The following is a 6,000-nucleotide window of genomic DNA, read 5'->3' as shown; positions in this document are numbered from 1 at the left end:
CCCAACGATCAGCCCACCCCACGCCCGCCGCCCAACCACCTGCAGACGACCCCGCTCCAGCCGCACCAACGGCCGCCACCGGTGACAACGCAAACCGGCCGTGGACCCCAGGGAAGAACGCCAGGTCCGCCTCGCCGCCCAACGCATCCTCGCCCGCCACCTGCGACCAACAACCCCAGAGGAGAATTCCACCCGTACGCCCCGGCCCGCGCCTACGTCTCCGCCTCCGCCCCGGCCACCGAGCCGGCGGCCGCCACCTCCGAGCCGGCGCGAGGCCAGGCGCACCCGTCGCCGCCCTGCTCTGGCCGGCGCCGGAGGAAACGAAGAAGTCCAAGCGCCGCTTAGGGCGTGTGTCGAAGTCGGCGGTGAGGCCTGAACTGGTGTGGCCGTTTGGCGTGTCGGAGGTCGAGATGTGGCGAGGCCTCCGGTAGGTGGTTCAGCGACCAAGCAGAACCGGAAACCGGAGACCTCGTGGACACCCTGGCGGTGACGAGGCGGCACGACCTGACCGACGTGCGGTGGGCGGCGCTGGAGCCGTTGCTGCCCGCGCCGAAGCGGCCAGGTCGACCGTCGTCATGAACCAGGCGGCAGCTGATTGACGGGATCCGGTGGCGGGTCCGGGTGGGTGCCCCGTGGCGGGACGTGCCACCGGACTACGGGTCCTGGTCGGCGGTGTACGGACTGTTCCGGCGTTGGCAGCGCGACGGGACCTGGCAGCGGGTCCTCACCGCGTTACAGGCCCTCGCCGACGCGGCCGGGCAGATCACCTGGGACGTGTCCGTGGACTGCACCAGCGCCCGCGCCCACCAGCACGCTGCCGGGGCGCGGAAAAGGGGGATCTGCAGGCCGAAGCGCCCGGCGGCGTCAGCGTCGAACCGGACGACCATGCCCTAGGTCGCTCTCGTGGTGGGTTGACCACGAAGCTGCACCTGGCGTGTGAGCAGGGGCAGAAGCCCTTGGCGATGGTGTTGACGGCTGGTCAGCGTGGGGACGGTCCGCAGTTCATCCCGGTCCTGGCCGCTATTCGTGTTCCTCGCCTGGCCGCCCGCCGCCCCAGGACCCGACCGGTTCGGGTCCTGGCCGACAAGGCGTACACGTCGAGGGCCAACCGCCGTTACCTGCGCCGGCGAGGGATCGCCGCGACGATCCCGTCGAAGGCGGATCAGGATGCCAACCGGCGTCGGAAGGGGTCGAAGGGCGGCCGGCCCCCGGCCTTCGACCCCGATCGGTACAAGCAGCGTCATGCCGTGGAGTGCGGCATCAACCGGCTCGAACGCCACCGGGCCGTCGCGACCCGCTTCGACAAGCTGGCCGTCCGCTACCAGGCCATCGTGCACGTCGCCGCGATCAACGAGTGGCTGTGACCGACTTCGACACACGCCCTAGGGCCTAGCCTGCGGCGGGATAGTTGATCCCCGCCTCTAGCAGCGCGAACGCGCGGTCGGCCAGGTCAGAGACCTTTTCGTCGGGCTCGTCTTCGCGCCAGGCGCGGACGGCCACCTGCAGCGCGGCGCTGGCCACCGACGCCACGAGCTTGGGCCGCGGATCGGTGACCGGGTCGACACCCATCCGCACCGCCACCCGGCGGGCCAGCTCGTCGAGCTGCTCGGTGCACATCTCCAGACTCCGGGCCATCACGGCCGGACTGTGCTGGACGAGGTCCATCACGCACGCGAACTGGGACGCGTCGGCCTCATCCCCTTCGTACGCCCGGAGAACGTCGACGACCGCGTGGCGCAGCGCGGTGACCACCGGCTCGTGGGTGGGGCGCGCCTCGAACGCCTGGTAGACCTCCAGGAACTGCTGCAGCTGGATCGATGTCGCGACGTCTTCCTTGGAGCCGAAGTAGCGGAAGAACGTCCGCGACGACACCTCGACCGCTTCGGAGATCTCGTCGACGGTGGTCGCCTCGAAGCCCTTGGTGCCGAAGAGTTCGAAGGCGGCCTCGATGAGCGCCTTTCGGGTGCGCTGCTTCTTGCGCTCCCGGAGGCCCATGCCCTCCACGGTCGTGTTCGGTGACATGCGGAAAGTGTACGGGTGGTGCCGAGCTCCGACTTTATTCCCCGCATGACAGTAGTCACTATCAGGCGTAAGTCCGTTGACGCCATCTGTCGTGCACTGACAGATTTTCTCCCATGTCACAGGCAACCCTGACCCGGCCCGGCGGGCCGAACAACGACGTACGGCGGCCCAGCCGCCACGGCCACGGTCACCCCTGGCTGACCCTGCTGGCCGTAGCCCTCGGCGTGATGGTCGTGGGCCTCGACGCGACGGTCGTGGCCATCGCCAACCCGGCGATCGCGCGCGACCTCGGCGCCGACTTCGCCCAGCTCCAGTGGGTTACCAATGGCTACCTGCTCGCCCTCGCGGTCTCCCTGATCGTCGCCGGCCGCCTCGCCGACCGGTTCGGCCGCAAGACCGTCTTTCTCGTGGGCGTCGCCGGCTTCGCGGTCGCCTCGATCGCGGTCGGCCTCTCCGGCTCGATCGAGATGGTGATCTTCTGGCGAGTCGTCCAGGGCTTCGCCGGCGCGCTGCTCCAGCCGGCCAGCCTCGCTATCCTCCGCAACACGTTCCCGGCCGAAAAGCTCAACATGGCGATCGGCATCTGGGCCGGCACATCCGGCCTGGCCATCGCCAGCGGCCCGATCGTGGCCGGTCTGCTCGTGGAGAACGCGAGCTGGGAGTGGGTCTTCTTCCTCAACGGCCCGGTCGCCACGGTGGCGATCCTCCTGGGCCTGTGGGTGGTGCGGCAGTCGCGCGACCCGGAGGCCGCCGGCTCGTTCGACCTACCCGGCGTCGGGCTGCTCTCCGCAGCCCTGTTCAGCCTGGTGTGGGGCCTGATCAAGGCACAGGAGCACGGCTTCGGCGACGTCGTCCCGCTCGGTTTCTTCGCCGGCGCGACGGTGCTCGGTGCCGCGTTCGTCGTGCGCGAGCGGACAGCCAGCCACCCGTTGATGCCGCTCGGCCTCTTCCGCAACCGCTCCTTCTCGGCCGGCAGCGTGCTGGCGATGCTGGGCTTCTTCGCGCTCTTCGGCTCGTTCTTCTTCCTCACCCTGTACCTGCAGCAGGTGCACGGCATGAGCCCGGTCGACGCGGGCGTGCGACTGCTGCCGATGACCGCCACGTTCATCGTGGCCTCGCCCGTGGCCGGCGCGCTCACCGCCCGGTACGGCCCGCGTCCGCCGCTGGTGGTCGGGATGCTGCTGACCGCGGTCGCGCTCTTCGCGCTCTCCCGGATCGGGGTACAGGCCGACTACCTGTCGCTCTGGCCGTGGTTCATCGTGATCGGCATGGGCTTCGGCATGGTGCTGGTCAGCAGCACCGAGGCCATCGTCGGCAACGCGCCGGTGCACCTGGCCGGGCTCGCCGGCGGGATCCAGCAGACGGCGGCCCAACTCGGCGGCGTGCTCGGCACCACCTTGTTCGGCACGATCCTGGCCACCCGGGTCGGTGACGTGCTAACGGAGAAGTTGACCAGTGCGGGCGTACCGGCCGACATGGTGCCCGGCTTCACGGCCGCCGAGGACTACGTCGCCCAAGGCGTCGCACCGGTGCCGCCGGGCGCACCCCAGCCGCTGGCCGACGCGATCACGACCGGCAGCCACCTGGCCTTCATGTCGGGCTTCCAGGCGGCGCTCACGGTGGGTGCGGTCATCGCGCTGCTGGCGGCCGCGGCGGCCCTGCTGGTGCGGCGTGGCGAGAACACCACCGCGGCGGCCCACGCCGGCGCCTAGGAGCCGAGTTCAGGCTCTCCTCACATCGGGGCGCTCCGCAGGCGACGGGGCGCCCCGATGCGGGCCTTACGGGGTGCGAACGCCGCCGCAGAATCGGGAACCAAGCCTGGCCGATGCACCGGCACCGCCGGCGGTGGGACCGGTTCGACGCTCTCTGCTTGGTCGTCGTCGACGAGGTGCAGGGGCGGCCTGTCCTCAGTTCGGGTGTCGTCGGGTGACCACTTTCCCCAGTCAGGGGTGTCGGTCGGCTGGTCGACGGGCACCGCCGCCGCTGGGGCGGTCGAGAAGACGAGCTTGGACGAGCCGAGGAACGCCAGCACCGGCACGGCCGACAGCAACCAGCCCGACAGACTCGGCTTCGCCGCCGCGAGCTGCGCCGCCAGGGACAGCGCGACCGCGCAGACGAGCAGGAACAGCGGATAGCCGACCGGGCCGCCGGTGCGGCGTCGCCGCCGGATGGTCAGTAACGCCGCGAGGGGGAGCATCCGGGCCAGGGGTGGCATGACTGGCGGAACGCCGATGGTCATCCTCACCGCGTCGAGGCCGTCCGTGCCCACCTGACCCGAGCAGGAGAGTGGTGGCATGACGCCAACGAAAAGCAGCGCACGCCCTACGTGCGAGACATCCTCGCGCCGTTGCGGCCCTCGCCTGAGTTGCTTGCTGAGCTGACCACGATCGTTTCCACAGCAGCTCACGTGGCCGTGCTGGTTGCCTGGGGGCCAAATGGTCAAGATAGTTCTGTTTTGCCTTCGGGTTCCGATTTCTCCTCTGACGCCCAGTAGAGAACGTCGCGCCAGTCTTCTCGTGTCGCCGTCAACCTCGGCCGCAACTCGAGCAGGGCGTCGACCGGGTCGTGACTGGGGGACCAGCCGGCCACCACTCAGCGGAACCCCGCCGCCGACTGTTCCCGGTCAAGATCCGGTCTGGTGGGGCTGCCGCTGAGACTAAGCACCCGAGCCGCCCAACGCCGCCTCGGTCCGCTGATTGACCGTCGCCTCCTGGCCGTCGATGCACTTCGCGTACACCCTCAGCAGCACGTCGACCAGCAGCACGTAGACGCAGTGCCCGGCACGCGCGGCGACGGCGGTTGCCGGCACGCCGGAGTTCAGCCACAGCGACACCGTCGCGTGCCGCAGGTCGTACGGCCGCCCGGCCAGCGGGGAGGCCACCTGCACCGGAGTCAACGCATCAACGGCTGACGGCAGGGCGGGGCCCCGATCAGAGCCCGAAACGTGTTCGGGGCCCGTGAGCCGCGGGTCCAGGATGCGGTGAAGCCGATAGGCGACAGGCCGGAATCCCCGGTTAGGCCAGAAGACGGACGAGAGCGGATTCGTTGCCCGCCAGCCAGTGACGCAGACCGTGAATCCCCGGTGCGCCGCGTCTGCCAGCGCCCACTCGGTCAGCCTGCGTCCAACTCCCGTGCCGCGAGCGTGCGGAGCCGTCGAGGCCAGGAACAGTTCAACCGAGCCCCGGGGCTTGAGGATCGAGGACTCATCGTCGGGGACAGGGCGCATGACCACGAAACCATCGATGCTGTCGTGTCCCTCGGACACCCAGTACGCCACGGTTGGATCATTCAACAGCTCCAAGTGACCGGATCGCAGTATGTCCCACATCGGCTGGTCGGTGAACGCGAACACCGGGGGCGCCGCATGCGCCTCATTGATGAGGCCAAGCAGTGGCTGCAGAACACCGATATCGGCGGGATCTGCCAGACGGACACCGCGCGGCGCCTCCACCGGGGTCTTCGCGGAGACATCCATGATGCCGTGGACCTGCTCGTGCCCGAATCCGAGCGTCAGCCACAGCGGAAGATCGGCGGCAGGAGGCTCCGTGTAGTGGTGCAAGCGTCCGTCGGCAACCCACTGACCTGACAGATGGGCGTACAGCCGCTTCAGAACCACCGGACCCTCGCCCAGGGCGTAAGCGGCACACTGCGGCAGCGTCCAACAGTGACGGCCGCGCTGCCCCTCCCCGGCCCGGGCCAGCAGGTATCCGATTACTGCACCTTCCCGCACCGCAACCGCACCACGAGAGCCGTCTTCCCACGCTTGTTCCAGAAGGGTCCGGCACTCTTCCAGGACGCCGAAGCGCTCGCCCAGCGCCCGCTCAAGCGCGAAGTCGCGCTGATGCCGGGCGGCGAGAATTTCTGCCGCACGATCCAAATGAGCCGAGTCGAACGTTTCGATCACAACGGTAGCGCCGGAATCAACAGAAGAACTAGGCAAATCGATCCAATCGCACCTTAGGGTATGGCACAATAAGG

Annotated in this window: 4 protein-coding genes and 1 pseudogene; 2 read left to right on the top strand and 3 right to left on the bottom strand. The window is 69.2% G+C overall.

Annotated features, from left to right (window positions below; all coding sequences use genetic code 11):
- The first annotated feature begins 486 nt into the window (after positions 1–486).
- Positions 487–1,364: pseudogene (locus E1258_RS01915) on the top strand (IS5 family transposase).
- A gap of 25 nt (positions 1,365–1,389) precedes the next feature.
- Here the strand turns inward: E1258_RS01915 and E1258_RS01910 are convergent.
- Positions 1,390–2,022, bottom strand: a complete 633-nt coding sequence (locus E1258_RS01910; protein ID WP_132396221.1) for a TetR family transcriptional regulator — start codon at positions 2,020–2,022, stop codon at positions 1,390–1,392.
- 113 nt (positions 2,023–2,135) lie between these two features.
- On the opposite strand from E1258_RS01910, the gene E1258_RS01905 reads away from it, so the two are divergent.
- On the top strand, positions 2,136–3,734 hold the full coding sequence (locus tag E1258_RS01905) for an MFS transporter (protein WP_165949601.1): 1,599 nt from the start codon (positions 2,136–2,138) through the stop codon (positions 3,732–3,734).
- Between the two features lie 20 nt (positions 3,735–3,754).
- On the opposite strand, the gene E1258_RS01900 is transcribed toward E1258_RS01905, so the two are convergent.
- On the bottom strand, positions 3,755–4,261 hold the full coding sequence (locus tag E1258_RS01900) for a DUF2637 domain-containing protein (RefSeq protein ID WP_243715119.1): 507 nt from the start codon (positions 4,259–4,261) through the stop codon (positions 3,755–3,757).
- Between the two features lie 417 nt (positions 4,262–4,678).
- Positions 4,679–5,926 carry a GNAT family N-acetyltransferase gene (locus E1258_RS34245; protein WP_243715117.1) on the bottom strand — a complete coding sequence of 416 codons (1,248 nt, stop codon included), beginning with the start codon at positions 5,924–5,926 and terminating at the stop codon, positions 4,679–4,681.
- Positions 5,927–6,000 lie beyond the last annotated feature (74 nt).

The organism is Micromonospora sp. KC207, from assembly GCF_004348615.1.
Taxonomy (GTDB): domain Bacteria; phylum Actinomycetota; class Actinomycetes; order Mycobacteriales; family Micromonosporaceae; genus Micromonospora.
This window is presented reverse-complemented; position numbering and strand designations above follow the sequence as displayed.